At 64.0% G+C, this 15,976-nt stretch carries 12 protein-coding genes and 1 tRNA gene; 5 read left to right on the top strand and 8 right to left on the bottom strand.

What is annotated here, in order from left to right; translation table 11 throughout:
* Complete coding sequence (locus NKI01_RS16620) at positions 1 to 1,620, top strand: ABC transporter ATP-binding protein (protein ID WP_023718438.1); 1,620 nt, start codon at positions 1 to 3, stop codon at positions 1,618 to 1,620.
* A 70-nt stretch (positions 1,621 to 1,690) separates the two neighbouring features.
* Here the strand turns inward: NKI01_RS16620 and NKI01_RS16615 are convergent.
* A tRNA-Pro gene (locus NKI01_RS16615) sits at positions 1,691 to 1,767 on the bottom strand.
* Positions 1,768 to 1,972: 205 nt separating this feature from the next.
* Between NKI01_RS16615 and NKI01_RS16610 the strand changes: the two genes are divergently transcribed.
* The gene (locus NKI01_RS16610; protein ID WP_502899438.1) at positions 1,973 to 3,487 is read left to right on the top strand and encodes a phosphomannomutase/phosphoglucomutase; all 1,515 of its coding nucleotides are present in this window, start codon (positions 1,973 to 1,975) and stop codon (positions 3,485 to 3,487) included.
* A gap of 15 nt (positions 3,488 to 3,502) precedes the next feature.
* The gene (locus tag NKI01_RS16605; protein WP_023718436.1) at positions 3,503 to 5,773 is read left to right on the top strand and encodes an AGE family epimerase/isomerase; all 2,271 of its coding nucleotides are present in this window, start codon (positions 3,503 to 3,505) and stop codon (positions 5,771 to 5,773) included.
* Here NKI01_RS16605 and betB read toward each other — a convergent pair.
* From betB to NKI01_RS16575, 6 genes are read right to left on the bottom strand one after another with little or no spacing between them, the layout of a single operon-like run.
* A complete protein-coding gene (gene betB, locus NKI01_RS16600) occupies positions 5,737 to 7,200 on the bottom strand; it encodes a betaine-aldehyde dehydrogenase (protein ID WP_352963934.1) in 1,464 nt (487 codons plus the stop codon). The two genes, NKI01_RS16605 and betB, sit on opposite strands and share 37 nt — an antisense overlap.
* Positions 7,201 to 7,257: 57 nt before the next feature.
* On the bottom strand, positions 7,258 to 8,910 hold the full coding sequence (betA, locus tag NKI01_RS16595) for a choline dehydrogenase (RefSeq protein WP_023718434.1): 1,653 nt from the start codon (positions 8,908 to 8,910) through the stop codon (positions 7,258 to 7,260).
* A gap of 3 nt (positions 8,911 to 8,913) precedes the next feature.
* Positions 8,914 to 9,921 (bottom strand): threonine/serine dehydratase family protein, encoded by a 1,008-nt coding sequence (locus NKI01_RS16590; RefSeq protein ID WP_023718433.1) that lies wholly within the window; start codon positions 9,919 to 9,921, stop codon positions 8,914 to 8,916.
* Positions 9,921 to 11,450, bottom strand: a complete 1,530-nt coding sequence (gene betC, locus NKI01_RS16585) for a choline-sulfatase (RefSeq protein ID WP_352963932.1) — start codon at positions 11,448 to 11,450, stop codon at positions 9,921 to 9,923. The genes NKI01_RS16590 and betC overlap by 1 nt, the downstream gene beginning before the upstream one ends.
* Positions 11,447 to 12,037 carry a choline-binding transcriptional repressor BetI gene (gene betI, locus NKI01_RS16580; RefSeq protein ID WP_023718431.1) on the bottom strand — a complete coding sequence of 197 codons (591 nt, stop codon included), beginning with the start codon at positions 12,035 to 12,037 and terminating at the stop codon, positions 11,447 to 11,449. The genes betC and betI overlap by 4 nt, the downstream gene beginning before the upstream one ends.
* 43 nt (positions 12,038 to 12,080) lie before the next feature.
* Entirely contained in the window at positions 12,081 to 12,260 is a 180-nt protein-coding gene (locus NKI01_RS16575; protein WP_352483650.1) for a hypothetical protein, read from the bottom strand.
* On the opposite strand from NKI01_RS16575, the gene NKI01_RS16570 reads away from it, so the two are divergent.
* Together NKI01_RS16570 and NKI01_RS16565 are read left to right on the top strand one after the other, a co-directional pair.
* A complete protein-coding gene (locus NKI01_RS16570; RefSeq protein WP_352483649.1) occupies positions 12,259 to 13,425 on the top strand; it encodes an acetyl-CoA acetyltransferase in 1,167 nt (388 codons plus the stop codon). The two genes, NKI01_RS16575 and NKI01_RS16570, sit on opposite strands and share 2 nt — an antisense overlap.
* 130 nt (positions 13,426 to 13,555) lie before the next feature.
* Positions 13,556 to 14,560, top strand: coding sequence for an asparaginase (locus tag NKI01_RS16565; RefSeq protein ID WP_023718429.1), 1,005 nt, complete (start codon positions 13,556 to 13,558; stop codon positions 14,558 to 14,560).
* On the opposite strand, the gene NKI01_RS16560 is transcribed toward NKI01_RS16565, so the two are convergent.
* Positions 14,553 to 15,929 carry a TIGR03808 family TAT-translocated repetitive protein gene (locus NKI01_RS16560; RefSeq protein ID WP_023718428.1) on the bottom strand — a complete coding sequence of 459 codons (1,377 nt, stop codon included), beginning with the start codon at positions 15,927 to 15,929 and terminating at the stop codon, positions 14,553 to 14,555. The two genes, NKI01_RS16565 and NKI01_RS16560, sit on opposite strands and share 8 nt — an antisense overlap.
* Between the last annotated feature and the right edge of the window lie 47 nt (positions 15,930 to 15,976).

Below are 15,976 nucleotides of genomic sequence, written 5' to 3'. Positions count from 1 at the left end.
ATGGCTGCTTCCGAAACCATTCTCAGCGTCAAGGATCTTCGCGTCCGCTTCCGCACGCTCGACGGCGTGGTGGAGGCGGTGAAGGGCATCAATATCCATGTTAAATCAGGCGAGACGGTAGCCGTCGTCGGCGAATCCGGCTCCGGCAAGAGCCAGACGATGATGGCGGCGATGAGCCTGCTGGCCTCGAACGGCGAAGCCACCGGGAGCGTCGACTACCGCGGCCGCAATCTTTTGACCCTGAGCAAGCCCGAGCTCAACAAGATCCGCGGCCGCAAGATCAGCATGATCTTCCAGGAGCCGATGACTTCGCTCGACCCGCTCTATTCGATCGGTAGCCAGTTGATCGAACCGATCCGCAAGCATCGCGGGCTTGGCGCCGCCGAGGCGCGCGAAGAGGCGCTCAAGCTGCTGCGGCTGGTCCATATTCCAGATCCGGAGCGGCGGATGAAATCCTATCCGCACGAGATGTCGGGCGGTCAGCGCCAGCGCGTCATGATTGCCATGGCGCTGGCCAATGACCCCGACATATTGATCGCCGACGAGCCGACGACGGCGCTCGACGTGACCATCCAGGCGCAGATCCTCATGCTGCTCGCCGAACTGCAGCGCAAGCTCGGCATGGCGATCGTCTTCATCACCCACGATCTCGGAATCGTCAGGCGCTTTGCCGACCGGGTCTATGTGATGCGCTATGGCGAGGTCGTCGAGGAGGGCGAGGCGGAAGCAATCTTCGTCAACCCGCAGCACGCCTACACCAAGATGTTGCTTGCCGCCGAGCCGACCGGCACCAAGGCCCCGCCGCCTCCGAATGCCCCCGTCCTGCTCGAAGGCAGGAACGTCGAAGTGACCTTCAAGATCGGCGGCGGCTTTCTTGGTGGAGAACCGCTGATATTGCGCGCTGTCGATAGCATTTCGATCCGGCTGAAGCGCAACCAGACCATCGGCATCGTGGGCGAATCCGGTTCGGGAAAGTCGACGCTCGGCCGCGCCTTGCTGCGGCTCCTGCCCAGCGACGGCATCATCCGGCTTGGCGACCGCGACATCTCCCACGCCGACCGCCAGGCGATGCGGCCGCTGCGGCGCGAATTGCAGCTGGTCTTCCAGGACCCGTTCGGCTCGCTGTCGCCGCGCATGACCGTCGGCCAGATCATCACCGAAGGGCTCCTGGTCCACGAGCCCAATCTGTCGGGCAGGCAGCGCGATCTCCGCGCCGTCGATGCCTTGCTCGAAGTCGGGCTCGACCCGAACACGCGCAACCGCTATCCGCACGAATTCTCCGGTGGTCAGCGGCAGCGCATCGCCATTGCGCGCGCCATGATACTGAAGCCGAAAGTGGTGGTGCTGGACGAGCCGACCTCGGCGCTGGACCGCTCCGTGCAGAAGCAGATCGTCGAATTGCTGCGCAAGCTGCAGGCCGACCACGAACTGTCCTATCTGTTCATCAGCCACGATCTCGCGGTCGTGCGCGCCATGGCCGACTACATCATCGTCATGAAGCAGGGCAAGATCGTCGAGGAGGGGCCGTCCGAGGCGATCTTCAGCAATCCGCAGGCAACCTATACGCAGACACTGATGGCCGCGGCCATCGATGTGACGCGATTTCGCCTGAGCGCATAGCGCGATTGGTCAGAACTGCGGCGGAAGGTGGTTGTTTCGGGAACAAGAACAGCTAAGCCGCTGTTTTTTCTGGTCGGAGTGGCAGGATTTGAACCTGCGACCCCATCGTCCCGAACGATGTGCGCTACCAGGCTGCGCTACACTCCGTGACCAGACCGCGGGCTTATAGCCGCCGCATTTGGTTACTGCAAGCGCCAATGGCAGCGCTTCCGTCGCATTTCTTTCGCTTTAGCCGCTACGTCATACAGGTTTCAGTTTCCTGTCGCACAAACACGGCTTAAAGGGGCTTCTAGGTAACCGTCCACTTGCCTCGAAGCATCTGATTCAGCCGCCTGGAGTTGCAGCCTTGTCGATGAAGATCGTTAGCGATGTCAAACCAAACACTTTTGAGTTCGAAACCTCGGCGTTGATCAAGCCATCCGGGTTTCGCGAATATGATGCGCGCTGGTGGTTTGGCCATCCCGGTTCGAACGAGCCGCCGGAGCTCAATCTGATCGGCGTCCAGGCGCTCGGCATGGGGCTCGGCACGCTGATCCGCCGTCTGGGTGCCGGACCCGACATCGTCACCGGTCACGATTTCCGCTCTTATTCGCTTGCCATCAAGCTGGCGCTGGTTTCCGGGCTGATGGCCGCCGGCGCGCGGGTCAAGGATGTCGGGCTGGCCTTGTCGCCGATGGCCTATTTCGCCCAATTCGCGCTCGACACGCCGTCCGTCGCCATGGTCACCGCCTCGCATAACGAGAATGGCTGGACCGGCGTCAAGATGGGCGCGGCGCGCCCGCTGACTTTTGGTACGGAGGAGATGAGCGCGCTGAAGGCGATCGTGCTCTCAGGCGATTTCGACCTTGTCGGTGGCGGCTCCTATGACTTCGTTGCGGATTTCCGCAAAACCTACCTCGACGATCTGACAGCGGGAAAGCGTATCTCGAGGAAGCTCAAGGTGGTGGCCGCCTGCGGCAACGGCACCGCCGGGGCTTTCGCTCCCGAGGCACTGGAAAGGATCGGCTGCGAGGTGATTCCGCTCGACGTCGCGCTCGATCATACGTTTCCGAATTACAATCCCAACCCCGAAGACATGAAGATGCTGCACGCCATTCGCGACAAGGTGCTGGAAACTGGCGCCGATGTCGGGCTCGGCTTCGACGGCGACGGCGACCGCTGCGGCGTGGTCGACAATGAAGGCAACGAGATCTTCGCCGACAAGGTCGGCGTCATGCTTGCGCGCGACATCTCACACCTCTATCCCGGCTCGACTTTCGTCGTCGACGTCAAGTCGACCGGATTGTTCATGACCGACAAGGTGTTGCGGGAAAATGGCGCGGTCACCGACTATTGGAAAACCGGTCATTCCTACATCAAACGGCGCGTCGCCGAACTCGGCGCTGTCGCCGGTTTTGAGAAATCGGGCCACTTCTTCTTCAATCCGCCGATTGGCCGCGGTTATGACGATGGCCTGGTCACGGCCATTGCTATATGCCAGATGCTGGATCGCAGCCCGCAAAGCAGCATGGCCGACCTCTACCGCGATCTGCCGCTGACGTTCGGCACGCCGACCATGTCGCCACACTGCGCCGACGAGCTCAAATACGGCGTCGTCGAGCGGGTCGTAGGCGATGTTCGCAAGATGAAGGACGAGGGCGCAGTCTTCGCCGGCCAGAAGATCGCCGAGCTGATCACCGTCAACGGCGTCAGGGTCGTGGCGGAGGATGGTACTTGGGGGCTGGTGCGGGCATCATCGAACAAGCCGGAGCTTGTGGTGGTGGTCGAAAGCCCGGTATCGTCCGAGCGGCGTCGCCAGATGTTCGAAGCCGTCGACGCGGTGCTGCGCCGCAGCCCGGAAGTCGGCGCCTACAATCAGACCTTTTGAGCGGGACTTATTTTCATGACCGAACGGATCGTCAGTTTTGTGATGAGCGGCGGCATCGGCTCGCGGCTGTGGCCGCTGTCGCGCGAGGACAATCCCAAGCAGTTCCATGATTTCTCCGGCGACGGCTCGATGCTGGCCAAGACGCTACGCCGGCTGACTGCGCGGCCGGAAGGCGAAACGCCGGTTTTCCTGATTGCCTCGGAAAGGCACGCCGACCGCGTTCATGCCGACATTGCCGGCCACGAGCTTTCCGGCGGCGGCCCGCTGTTCGAGCCGACCGGACGCAACACTGCCGCGGCCGTCGCTTTGGCAAGCCTGCGCACTTTGTCCGAATTCGGCGACAGCCTGGTGCTGGTGGTGCCGTCCGACCATGAGATCGCGACCGCGCAGCAATTCTGGCGGAGCGTCGAGGCCGGCACGGCGGCGGCGCGCGAAGGCAGGCTGGTGGTGTTCGGCATCAAGCCCACCCAACCGGAGACCGGGTATGGCTACATCGAGGTGGCCGGCGAGCGCGATGGCATCTGCGATGTCTCGCGTTTCGTCGAAAAACCCGATCTCGCCACCGCGCAGAGCTATCTTGAGGCCGGCAATTTCTACTGGAACACCGGCATCTTCCTGTTTCGCGCCAGTGCCATGCGCGACGCGTTCATGGCTTTCCAGCCAGACATCTGGAGCGCCACAGAGGCTGCCTACCAGGCTGCGACATCGGATCTTTCCGGCCTCTACATGCCTCTGGAGCTCTATGCCGCCATCCCTTCGACATCGATCGACTATGCGATCATGGAGCGCGCCAGCGGCATCGCCATGGTGCCGGCCGGCTTTCGCTGGAACGATCTCGGTTCCTGGCAATCGCTGCTCGATGTCGGGCCGTCCGACAAGCAGGGCAACGTCATTGTCGGCGACGTCGTCGCCATCGATTGCGAGAACTCCTATATCCGCAGCGACGGCCGCCTGCTGTCGGCCATTGGCCTGAAGGACGTCGCCATCGTCTCGACCGCCGACGCCACTTTCGTCGCGCCGGTCAGCCACAGCCAGAACGTCAAGAAGATCGTCGAGCAGCTCGAAAAGAGCGGCCGCCTGGAGACCAGGTTCACGCCCGCCGACGATCGCGTCATCGAAAGCGGCGCCTGGCAACGCCGCGTGCACCATTGGCTGTTCGAGGAGACGGTGCCGCTGTGGTCGACGATCGGCGTCGATGAGCGCCATGGCGGGTTCCATGAGGCGCTCGGTTTCGACGCCACCCCGCTGATGAAACCCAAGCGCATGCGCACGCAGGCCAGGCAGATCTATGCCTTCGCCGTCGCCAAGGCGCGCGGCTGGAACGGCCCGGCCGATCGGCTGATTAGCCACGGCCTCGAATTCATGGCCAGGAACGGCCGCACCGATAATGGCGGCTGGGTGCGCACGCTCAACGTCGACGGCACCGTCGCCGATGCCGCCGAGGATGCCTATGACCATTCCTGCGTGCTTCTGGCGCTGGCGCATGCCCATATGTGCGGCAATCCGGATGCATTGCGGCTTGGCGAGGAGACCTTTGCGTTCATCGACGCGCATCTCGAGGACGAACGCCTGACCGGCTTCCGCGAGACCTCGAGCGGCGAGGGCGAACGCCGCTCCAACCCGCACATGCATCTGCTCGAGGCGTTTTTGGCCTGGCATCAGGCGACCGGCGAGCGCGCCTATCTTCGCCGCGCCGCGCGCATCGTCGATCTGTTCCGCAGCCATTTCTTCGACCCGGAAAGCTGGACGCTGGGTGAGTATTTCGACAATGAATGGCGGCCAGCCCCTGGCGAGAAAGGCACGTGGACCGAACCGGGCCATCATTTCGAATGGGCCTCGCTGCTGGTCGACTTCGCGGGCCGCAGCGGCCAAAGCGGCTTGACCGGCCTCGCCAGGAAACTCTACGCGTCGGCGATTGCCAATGGCCTGAACCGCGCCACAGGCCTCGCCTACGGCGCCGTCTCGCGGCAAGGGCTGCCGCTCGACCGCGTCTCGCGCAGTTGGCCGCAGGCCGAAGCAATCAAGGCAGCGATCGCGCTGGACGGCTCGGGCGGTCCCGACCTGAAGCCGGAAATCGAGGCGCGTGTCGGCCGGCTGTTCCGCTGGCACATCAATCCGGCACCGCTCGGCCTGTGGATCGACCGCATCGACGAGCGTGGCCGCTCGCTGGCAAGCGAGGTGCCGGCCAGCATCTTCTACCATCTGGTCTGTGCGCTGACGCAGTATCTGGACGGTACGGCCCGCAAGGATCAGTACGGGCTGGCGACATCACCGGTCTCGACGTAGACCGACTTTAGCTGCGAATAGAGTGCCAATGCCGCGAGCGAATTCTCGCGGCCGATGCCGGACTGCTTGAAGCCGCCGAACGGGATTTCGACCGGCGTCAGATTGTAGGCGTTGATCCAGCAGGTGCCGGCCTGCAATTCGGCGATGACACGGTGGGCGCGCGCCAGGTCGCGCGTGAACACGCCTGCAGCGAGGCCGAATTCGGTGTCGTTGGCGCGCTCGATCACCTCGTCCTCGCTGTCGAACTTCAGCACGCTCATGACAGGCCCGAAAATCTCCTCGCGGGCGATGCGCATCGTGTCGGTGACACCGGTGAACACCGTCGGCTCGACGAAGAAGCCGCCCTGAAAACCCTGCAGCGTAGGCACATTGCCGCCGCAGGCGAGCACCGCACCATCCTGCTTGCCGGCCTCGATGTATGAGACGACCTTGTCGTGCTGCGCCTTCGAGACCAGCGGCCCCATCTGCGTGTCCTGGTCGAGCGGGTCGCCGATGCGGATTTTCTTGGTCCGCTCGGTCAGCCTTTCGACGAAACGGTCATGGATGCTGCGCTGCACGAAGACCCGTGTGCCGTTGGAGCAGATCTGACCGGTCGAATAGAAATTGCCGAGCATCGCGCCGCCGATGGCGTTTTCGAGGTTGGCGTCTTCGAAGACGATCAGCGGCGACTTGCCGCCGAGCTCCATCGTCGCGTGCTTCATCTTCGAGCCGGCGAGCGACAGCACCTTGCGGCCGGTCGGCACTGAGCCGGTCACCGAGACTTTGGCGACGACCTCATGGCCGACAAGGCCGGCGCCGACATCGCCAAAACCTTGCACGACATTGAACAGCCCGTCGGGCAGCCCGGCCTCGGTGTAGATTTCGGCGAGCGCCAGCGCTGAAAGCGGCGTGTTTTCCGACGGTTTGAACACCATCGCATTGCCCATGGCGAGGGCGGGTGCGGATTTCCAGCCGGCGATCTGGATCGGGTAGTTCCACGCGCCGATGCCGACGCAGACGCCGAGCGCCTCGCGCCTGGTATAGGCAAAGGGACCGCCGAGATCGACGGCCTCGCCATTAAAGGCGGCGACCGCGCCGCCGAAATATTCGAGGCAATCCGCCGCCGAAGGGGCGTCCGCAACCAGCGTCTCCTGGATCGGCTTGCCGGTGTCGAGCGTCTCGATACGCGCCAAATCGGCATTGCGGGCGCGCAAAATGTCGGCGGCACGGCGCAGTATGCGGCCGCGCTCGACCGGCTTCAGCCGTGCCCAGGCCGGCTGTGCCGCACGCGCGGCTTCGATCGCGAGTTCAAGCACGTTCGGCGTCGCCGAGCGCAGCATGGCAATGGTCTCGCCGGTCGCCGGATAGATGACCGGCAGCGGCGCGCCGCGCTCGTCGTCGATATAGCGGCCATTGACATAATGCGATGCCGTTGGCTGGGCGCGCATGACTGTTCTCCAATCGTCTTTCGCGGCAGGCGGAATGTGCGTCCGCCGGATCATGGCCTATCTGTCCGACGCCTGCCAGCGCGGATTGATCCATGGTTCCTGGTTGGACGGCGCCAGCGGCGAGCGCCCGAGAACGTGGTCGGCGGCCTTCTCGCCAGTCATGATCGACGGCGCGTTGAGATTGCCATTGGTGACGCGCGGGAAGATCGAGGAATCGGCGACCCGCAGCCCTTCGACGCCGATGACGCGGCATTCCGGATCGACGACGCTCATCGCATCGTCGGCACGGCCCATCTTGCAGGTGCCGCAAGGGTGATAGGCGCTTTCGGCGTGGTCGCGGATGAAGGCGTCGAGCTCGTCGTCCGATTGTACGTGCGAACCCGGCGACAGTTCCTTGCCGCGGTAAGGATCGAAGGCCGCTTGCCCGAAGATCTCACGGGTCAGCCGGATGCAGTGGCGGAACTCCGTCCAGTCGTCCGGATGCGACATGTAGTTGAAGCGGATCACCGGCTTCGATTTGGGATCGGGCGAGCGCAGCGTGACCGAACCGCGCGACTTCGACCGCATCGGCCCGACATGCGCCTGGAAGCCATGCGCCTTCGCCGCCGCCTTGCCGTCATAGCGGACTGCTGCCGGTATGAAGTGATACTGGATATCGGGATAATCGACGCCGGCGCGCGAGCGCACAAAGGCGGCCGCCTCGAAATGATTGGTGGCGCCGAGGCCGGACTTGAAGAACAGCCACTGCGCGCCGATCAATGCCTTCGAGAACGGGTTCAAGATGGAGTTCAGCGTGATCGGCTTTGTCGATTCCTGCTGGATGTAGAGTTCCATGTGGTCCTGCAGATTGCGGCCGACGCCGGGCCGGTCGACAATCACCGGAATGCCGTTCTCTTTGAGGTGCTGGCCGGGGCCGATGCCGGACAGCATCAGGATCTTGGGCGAGTTGATCGAGGACGCGGCAACGATCACCTCACGCCGCGCTCTGATCACCTGAATCCGCTTGCGCGCTTCGATCTCGACTCCGGTGGCGCGTTGATTCTCGATGATTACCCGTCGGGCGAACCCCTTGACCAAGCTGACATTTTTCCGCCTGAGTGCCGGCCTGAGATAGGCGCTCGCCGCCGACCAGCGGCGACCGCCACGAATGGTCTGCTCCATCGGCCCAAAACCTTCCTGCTTCGCGCCATTGTAATCATCGGTTAGCTCGAAACCGGCCTGACGGCCTGCCTCGACAAAGGCGCCGTAGAGTGGATTGGTCCGCGAGCCGCGCTGCACAGTCAGCGGGCCGCCATGGCCGCGCCAGCCATTCTCGCCGCCATTGCTGTCCTCCATTCGCTTGAAGTACGGGAGCACGTCTGCGAAGCCCCAGCCGGCCGCGCCCTGTTCGGCCCAATGGTCGAAGTCGCGGGCATGGCCGCGCACATAGACCATGCCGTTGATCGAGGATGAGCCGCCGATGACCTTGCCGCGAGGCGTTGCCAGCACGCGGCCGCCGAGATGCGGCTCCGGCTCGCTGGCAAAGCCCCAGTCGTAGAGGCTCATGTTGAGCGGGATCGACAGCGCCGACGGCATCTGGATCAGCGGCCCGATATCGCTGCCGCCATATTCGATGACGATCACGGAATGCTTGCCGTCCTCCGACAGCCGGTAGGCCATGGCCGAGCCGGCCGAGCCGGAGCCGATGATGACGAAATCCGCTTCAAGCATGGTTCATGCGCGCCCATGGTTCATATGCGCAATGAAATCGGCCAGCGAGACGTTGCCGCCGGTTGCCACTACGAGAACGGTCTTGCCGGTCACGTCGACCTTGCCGCCGAGCAACGCCGCGAGTGAAGCAGCGCCCGAAGGCTCGAGCACCAGCTTCAGCCGCTCGAAGGCGATCCGCATAGCGCGCCGCACCGAAGCATCGTCGACGGTGACGCCGCGAACGCCGGCGGTCTTCACCGCTGCGAACGGCGCGTCGCCAGGCCGCCGCGACATCAGCCCGTCGCAGATCGATTTCGGCCCGATCGGCATGGTTTCGATGGCGCCATGTGCCAGCGACGAGCCCATGCCGTCAAAACCTTCCGGCTCGACGCCGATGATCTTCGTGGCTGGCGACAGGTAGTGGAAGGCCAGCGAAACACCGCCGATCAGGCCGCCGCCGCCGACCGAGCAGAACAAGAGATCGGCCTCGGTTTGCCTGGCGGCGAGCTGGTCGAGTGCCTCCAGCCCGGCACCGGCCTGGCCGGCGACGATCTCCGGATCGTCGAACGGGTGCAGCAGCGCCAGGCCTTCGCTCGCGGCGATCTCGCGCGCCCTGGCGGCAGCGACTTCCTCACGCGCGCGCTCGCCATGGTCGGTCAGCACGACGTGCGCGCCGTAGCCCGATGTGGCGTCGCGCTTGGCGGCCGGCGCGTCGATCGGCATGACGATGGTGACAGGAATGCCGAGCGCCTGGCCCGCCGCCGCCAGCCCTTGCGCGAAATTGCCGGAGGAATAGGCGACGACGCCCTTTTTGGCTTCGTCAGGCGACAGCCGCTTCAGCCGCCAGTAGGCGCCGCGCACCTTGAACGATCCTGCCCATTGCAGCGACTCGGCCTTGACGAAGAAGCGGGCGGCGCCGGTCTCGCGGGCGAGTGCCGCCGATTCCAGCAGCGGCGTGATCTGCGTCGCCTTGGAGGTGGCGGCATAGGCCTGCCTGAGATGGTCGAGCGAGGGGACGAGACTGTCTGCCATCATTTGCCTCGCGGAAAGCGCTTCTGCTCTTCGAGCAGGTCGAGGTTCATGTGATTGCGCATGTAGCGCTCCGATGCTTTCTGCAGCGGCTGGAATTCCCAAGGGTAGTGGGTGCCGTTGCGCAGCGCCGGGTAGACCACCCAGCGGCGTGCCTGGCTGGCACGCACCGCGGCATCGAACGCCGCCATGTCCCAGCGCTCCCGCACCTTGCCGGTGAAAGCCGCGACCAAAGCCGCATTGGCCGGATCGGCGGCGAGGTTGGTCAATTCCAGCGGATCCGATTCAAGATCAAACAGTTGCGGCGGATCGATCTCGCAATGGATGAATTTGTAGCGGCCCTCGCGCATCGCCACCATCGGCGCGTTCGAGCCTTCGGCTGCATATTCCATCAGCACCGGCGCGGAGCGTTTCCTTCCGTTCAGCAGCGGCAGTAGCGACTGGCCGTCGGTCCACGGCGCAATCGCGCTGATGTCGATGCCGGCGAGATCGCAAAGCGTCGGCGTCACGTCGAGGTTGGAGACCGGCGTGTCGATCAGCCCGGTGCGTATGCTCTTGCCGGCGATCATCAGCGGCACCCGCGCCGAACCTTCGAAGAAGCACATCTTGAACCACAGGCCGCGCTCGCCGAGCATGTCGCCGTGGTCCGAGCAGAACAGGATGACCGTGTCGTCGAGCATGTGCGTGCGCTCGAGCACCGACAGCAACTCGCCGAGCTTGTCGTCGAGATAGGAGATATTGGCGAAATAGCCGCGCCGCGCGCGGCGGATCTGCTCCGCGGTGATGTCAAAGCTATCATAGTCGCTGGCGCGGTAGAGCCGCTGCGAATGCGGGTCCTGCCTGTCGTAGGGAATGAAGCCGATCTCGGGCTCGAGCGCCGGGCAATCCTCGTAGAGGTCCCAGTAGCGCCGCCGTGCGACGTAGGGATCGTGCGGATGGGTGAAGGAAACCGTCAAGCACCAGGGCCGATGTGCGACGTCGTCGGAGACGCGGGCAAGATCGTAGAGCTTCTGCACCGCATGGAAGGCGACCTCGTCGTCATACTCCAGCTGGTTGGTGATTTCGGCAGTTCCGGCACCGCTCACTGAGCCCAGATTGTGATACCACCAGTCGATCCGCTCGCGGGGCTTGCGATAGTCCGGCGTCCAGCCGAAATCGGCCGGATAGATGTCGGTGGTCAGCCGTTCCTCGAAGCCGTGCAACTGGTCCGGCCCGACGAAATGCATCTTGCCAGAGAGGCAGGTGTGATAGCCGGCGGCGCGCAGATGATGGGCAAAGGTCGGGATCGACGAGGTGAATTCGGCGGCGTTGTCATAGACCCCGGTGCGTGACGACAATTGGCCGCTCATGAATGCGGCGCGGCCCGGCGCGCAGAGCGGCGAGGCGGTGTAGTTGTTGCAAAAACGCGCCGAACGCGCGGCGAGCGCCTTCAGATGTGGCGCGTGCAGGAAGTCTGCCGGCCCGTCTGGAAACAGCGTTCCGTTGAGCTGATCGACCATGACGATCAGGATGTTGGGTCGCTTGGATGTCACTGCTTCTGCCGTCCGCTAAGCTTCATTTCGAGATAGTCCTCAACCAGTGCGATCGCGGTCGCGGCATCGGGCACGCCGTCCTTCAGCGCGCGCCTGATATAGAGCCCGTCGATCAGCGCCGCCGTCGCTTCGGCAACCCGGTCGGCCTCGCTTCTCGGCAGGATACCGGTCAGCCCGCTAAGCAGATTGGAATGCAGCCGCCGTGCATAGACCTTGAGCAGCCGGCGAAGTGCTGCCGATTTCTGCGCCTCGACATAGAAGGCGAGCCAGGCGGCGATCGTTTCCGGCTGGAACTGGACGTCGGAGAAATTGACCGCGACCACTGCCGAGACGCGCTGGCGCGCCGTGCCGGCCGTGCGAAGCGCGCGCCGCGTATCGGCGGTGAGCCCGCTCAGGATGTGCCGCATCGTCGCCAACAGCAATTCGTCCTTGGCGCCGAAATAATGGTGGGCAAGCGCCGAGGACACGCCGGCGCGCCCGGCGATTTCCGACATCGTGACATCAAGCGAACCGCGCTCGCCGATCGCCGAGATCGTTGCGTCGATGAGCGCCTTGCGGCGCAACGGCTCCATTCCGAGTTTCGGCATTCTTGCTCCAGCCTGTTGGGTAAGTTTATTTTTTATTGACGCATCAATCAACAAAAAATTCAGCCTGATTTGCTGGCAAATGCCAGGCGTTATGACCAGATATCAAGATCAAGCGATTGTGCGGTTCTGGCCCCTTCACGAAACCGGCGGAACGGTTCATCCTTGAACAATGCCGAGCGGCCGCGACATCGCGCAGCCGGGCCTGCAGGATGGAGATCGCCATGACAGCATGCATCGTCGGTTGGGCGCATTCGCGCTTCGGCAAGCTCGAAGGCGAGACGCTGGAGGGCCTGATCACCAAGGTGGCGGTCGAGGCGCTCGATCATGCCGGCATCGGTCCAGATGACGTCGACGAGATCGTGCTCGGCCACTTCAACGCCGGGTTTTCCGCCCAGGATTTCACCGCGAGCCTGGTCCTCCAGGCAGACGACCGGCTGCGCTTCAAGCCGGCGACCCGCGTCGAGAACGCCTGCGCCACCGGCTCGGCGGCGGTCAGGCAAGGCATCCGCGCCATCGACGCAAATGCCGCCCGTATCGTGCTGGTGGTCGGCGCCGAGCAGATGACGACGACGCCCGGTCCTGAGATCGGCAAGAACCTGCTCAAGGCCTCGTATCTGCCGGAGGATGGTGACACGCCGGCAGGCTTCGCTGGCGTCTTCGGCAAGATCGCTCAAGCCTATTTCCAGCGCTACGGCGACCAGTCGGATGCGCTGGCGATGATCGCCGCCAAGAACCATAAGAACGGCGTCGACAATCCCTACGCGCAGATGCGCAAGGATTTCGGCTACGAGTTCTGCCGGCAGGAAAGCGAAAAAAACCCCTTCGTCGCCGGTCCGCTGAAGCGCACAGACTGCTCGCTGGTTTCGGACGGCGCCGCCGCCCTTGTCCTCGCCGACACGGCGACGGCGCTGAAGATGCGCCGCGCCGTCGCCTTCCGCGCCAATGAGCATGTGCAGGATTTCCTGCCGATGTCGAAGCGCGACATCCTCGCGTTCGAAGGTTGCGAGCAGGCCTGGAATCAGGCGCTGAAGCAGGCCGGCGTGACGCTCGGCGACCTGTCCTTCGTCGAGACGCATGACTGTTTCACCATCGCCGAGCTGATCGAGTATGAGGCGATGGGCCTGGCCAAGCCGGGCGAGGGCGCCAAGCTGGCCTTGGATGGCGATACGGCGAAAGACGGAAGGCTGCCGGTCAATCCGTCCGGCGGGCTGAAGGCCAAGGGCCACCCGATCGGTGCCACCGGCGTATCGATGCATGTGCTTACCGCCATGCAACTCGTCGGCGAGGCGGGCGGCATCCAGGTGCCGGGAGCAAAGCTCGGCGGCATCTTCAACATGGGCGGCGCGGCGGTCGCCAACTACGTTTCCATTCTCGACCGGATCAGATAAAAGCGGCCCCGCATTACAGCGCGCGCGCCGCTTCGCGCGCGCAAAAGGGCGCTATATCGCTTTGATTTTGCGCATGATCCTTTTCGAAAATTGATTCCGAGTTTCGAGATCATGCGCTAGCGGGGAATTCATGACAAATCCGGTTCTGGTCGAAGTTTTGCGCGGCGCTATCGTCGAGAGCGCGCATCGCGGCGCTGTTGCCGTCTTCGACGCCGACGGCAAGCCTGTCTGGGAGATCGGCGACACGGCACAACCGGTGTTCCCGCGTTCGGCGGTCAAGGCGATCCAGGCGTTGCCGCTGGTCGAGAGCGGCGCTGCCGATGGCTACGGCTTCGGTGACCGGGAGCTGGCACTGGCCTGCGCCTCGCATTCCGGCGAGCCGCCACATGTCGAGCTCGCGAGGGCTATGCTGGCGAAGGCCGGCCTGGACGAGACGGCACTCGAATGCGGCGCGCATTGGCCGTCGAGCCATGGGGCGACGCTGGCGCTTGCCCGCGCCGGCAGCGTGCCGAACGCGCTGCACAACAATTGTTCCGGCAAGCACTCAGGCTTCCTATGCACCTGCGTTCACAGCGGCATCGCCCATCGCGGTTACGTCAAGGCTGGCCATGCTTCGCAGGAGATGGTGCGCGAAGCGATGCAGGCGGTGACCGGTGCTGCCCATGACGCCGATCACCGTGGCACTGACGGTTGCTCGATTCCGACCTATGCCGTGCCGCTGCGCAGCTTTGCGCTTGGCTTTGCCCGCATGGCGACAGGCGCCAGCTTCGAGCCGGTGCGCGCCCGGGCGGCGAAGCGGCTGCTTTCCGCCTGCATGGCCGAGCCGTTTTTCGTCGCCGGCACTGGCAGGTCCGACGTCGCGATGATGGAGGCCGCGCCTGGCCGGATCTTTGCCAAGGGGGGCGCCGAGGGCGTCCATTGTGCCGCCCTTCCAGAGCTTGGCCTTGGCATCGCGCTGAAATGCGACGACGGCGCCGGCCGCGCAACTGAAGTCATGCTCGCGGCCGTGCTGTTAAAGCTTTTGCACGCAGACCAGCCGCTGGCGGCAAAGCTGATCGAACAGGCAAATCCGCCTATCGAAAGCCGGATCGGCGCCAAAGTCGGCGCGCTCCGGCCCACCGCCGCCCTCAACTGACGTGATTGCGCTCGACGGTCAAATGCGCATAGCCGGCATTGCCTGACGCGGCGAGGTCGCCGGTCACCGGCTCGGCCCAGCGCTGGCCGACGATCGCGCCGTTCTGGACTCCGTCGATGACATTGTCGGAGATGATTGCCGTCCCGGCACCTTCGACCACGGTGACGACGATACCGGTCCCCGCCTTGCGGATGACGTTTCCCGTGGCGACCACATTGCGCATGAACGGTCCCCAGCCGATCTGCATGCCGTAGAGCGGCGCATTCTCAACGACATTGCCGGAAACGGTGGTGTCTGCCTCGACGCTGATGCCGACGCCGAAGCCGGGCGCATCGGCAGGGTAGGGGCCGCTGGTCGACAGGTTGCGGACGATGTTGCCGGAGCAGACCCCCATGCGGCCGCCTTCGTTGAAATTGACGATCGAAATACCGTTCGCAGCACTATCGACGATGTTGTTGCTGATGATGGCGCCTTCGAATGAGAATTCGGAATACACGGCTGTTTCGCCCGAGCGCGAGCAGGTGTTGCCGGTGATCTGCAAATTGCTGGCACTGTTGGCGCGGATAGCCGAAAACGCGCAATCCGAAACAATATTGCCGGAGATGATGACATTGCCGGCGCGGAAGGCATTGATGCCGTTGCCGTTCTGGCCGGTTCCGCCGCTGCGCGCCTGGATGCGTTCGACGCGGTTGCCGCTGACGATGGTACCATCTTCCGCCGCCTGCCAGCGGTGCACCAGAATGCCGCCATTGGCGCAGTCGGAGACGCTATTGCCTGATATTTCCAGGCCATCGGCCTCGACCGAATAGATGCCGGCATCGGCCGCATCGGATATCTCCGAGCGTTCGATACGGCCCGAGGCGTGTTCGAGCGCCAGACCGTTCTTGCCGCTGCCGGTAAGCTGGCAATTGTCGACGACGAGATGGGCGATGCGGCGCAGATCGAGCAGGCCTTGCGTATAATCGCCCATCCAGTGGTTGCTGCCGTCGAACACCAGTCCACTGAGTACGATATGCTCGGCCTGTTCCGCCATGATGAGATGGCCGTTGCCGCCATAGACGATCCGCGATGCGCCCGCCACGCCGGACAGGCGCACGCGGCCGGGCAGCGACAGGTTGGAAACGATATAGGTCCCCGGCGGCAGGAACACCGGCATGTCGCGAACGTGCGCTTCGCGCAGCAGCTTGGTGAAAGCCTTGCTCTGGTCCTCAAGCGCGCCGGGCCGGACGCCGAGATCGGTCGCATTGATCGCCCCGCGCATCGCGGCTTTGTCGATGCCGTGCAGGTTTTCCGCCGCTGCCTTGCCGAGCGAAAGCCCCATGACGGCAAAGCCGGCGGTCTGCGTAAGCAGCGTTCTTCTGTTCAACATCGGCACAGATCCCTTGCGTCCAACGCTCACGCGGCAGGATTCGTGCC

The organism is Mesorhizobium sp. M0815, assembly GCF_040319995.1.
Classification (GTDB): domain Bacteria; phylum Pseudomonadota; class Alphaproteobacteria; order Rhizobiales; family Rhizobiaceae; genus Mesorhizobium.
The sequence above is the reverse complement of the archived record's forward strand: the minus strand, read 5'-3'. Positions and strand labels throughout refer to the sequence as shown.